The sequence below is a fragment of the Arthrobacter sp. GW460-12-1-14-TSB2 genome, from assembly GCF_059423525.1.
In genome coordinates this window covers 1-1,436 of record NZ_JBWKYC010000052.1, presented here as the reverse complement: position 1 = coordinate 1,436, position 1,436 = coordinate 1, and the positions used below count along the sequence as shown (strand labels likewise).

Genomic DNA, 1,436 nt, shown 5'->3' with positions numbered 1-1,436 from the left:
TGAACTGGTCCCCGGAGGTTGGACTGGTTAAATGAGATCCTAAGCCGCGAGGGCCTGGGCACGGTATTGCGCCGGGCTCAGGCCCTCGAGCTTTGTGGAGATTCGTTCGGTGTTGTACCAGTGGATGTAGTCCCTTATTGCACCTGCCAGTGCGTCAGTGGTGAGGAACCGAGCGTGGTGGAAGAGTTCTTCCTTGAGGTGGCCGAAGAAGTTCTCCATGACGGCGTTGTCGTAGCAGTTGCCCTTGCGGGACATTGATTGGACCGCGCCGGCGCCCTCGATCAGGGTGCGCCAGGAGGCGTGGCGGTATTGGAAACCTTGGTCCGAGTGCACCAGCGGCTGCTGACCGGGCTGCAGAGAGGTCAGGGCCTCACGCAGGGAATCGTTGGTGAGCGCCAGGTTTGGCGACAAGCCCAGCGAGTAAGAAATGATCTGCCGGTCGAAGAGGTCCATGACCGGTGAGAGGTAGAGTTTCCGGTCCCCGACGCTGAACTCCGTCACATCGGTAACCCACTTCTGGTTCGGTGCTTGAGCCTCGAACTCTCGGTTCAGCATGTTGGGCGCTACCGCAGCCTGGTCGTTGCCCCGGTAGGAGTTGTAGTGCTTCCTGCGCCGGACCTTGCAGGCCAAGCCGAGTGCCTGCATCAGCTTCAACACGGTCTTCTTCGCGACCGTCCACCCTTGCTTGAGCAGTTCCGTGTGGACCCGCCGGTGCCCGTACCGGCCATGGTTCGTTTCGAAGATCTCCGTGACCGCCGCTTTGAGCTTCTCTTTCGGGTCGGGCGCTTGGAGCCGGGGCTGGTGATAGAAGAACGTGGATCTGGCTAGTCCGGCGATGTCCAACAGGACACCAAGCGCATAGTCAGCCTTGAGGGAAACGACGGCTTGAACCTTTACCGTCGTCCCTGAGCCCTCAAGGCGCGCAGTTTTCCCAGGTACGCCACCTCAGCGCGCAGCCGCTCGTTCTCCTGCCGCAACCGCTCCAGCTCGGGCATCTCCGCCGGCGGCGGAGCGGGTTTCCGCGGCCTGCCTTTGGCCTTGGGACGCAATGCGTCCGCGCCATCCTGGCGATACGCCCGGACCCACTTTTGCAGCAACTCACGCGAGGACAAACCGGCCTCCACTGCCAGATCCGGGGCAGTCTCACCCGCGAGGAACCGCTCCACCAAGGCGAGCTTGAATTCGAACGAGTACGACTTTGTCGGCTTGGTCACCAGCACTCCTAGGCCATGAATTCTCCACCGCAGATGGAGTGCCTTGACCGGCGCAAGAGACCCACCCAGCAGCCTGGCCGTCGACCGATACCCGACGCCCTTCTCAAACCACGCTACAGCCGCCTCGCGCTGGTCCTCTGACAATGAACTAAACGAACGCATAAAACTGCTCCCCGGAAGTCGGAACTGAATTTCTCAGTCCAACTTCCGGGGAGCAGTTCA

Annotated in this window: 2 protein-coding genes; both read right to left on the bottom strand. The window is 61.3% G+C overall.

Annotated elements, in window-relative coordinates; translation table 11 throughout:
- Nucleotides 1-39: 39 nt before the first annotated feature.
- On the bottom strand, nt 40-843 hold the full coding sequence (locus AC07YR_RS23230; protein WP_494735413.1) for an IS3 family transposase: 804 nt from the start codon (nt 841-843) through the stop codon (nt 40-42).
- A 50-nt stretch (nt 844-893) separates the two neighbouring features.
- A complete protein-coding gene (locus tag AC07YR_RS23225) occupies nt 894-1,214 on the bottom strand; it encodes a transposase (RefSeq protein ID WP_494735412.1) in 321 nt (106 codons plus the stop codon).
- Nucleotides 1,215-1,436: the final 222 nt, after the last annotated feature.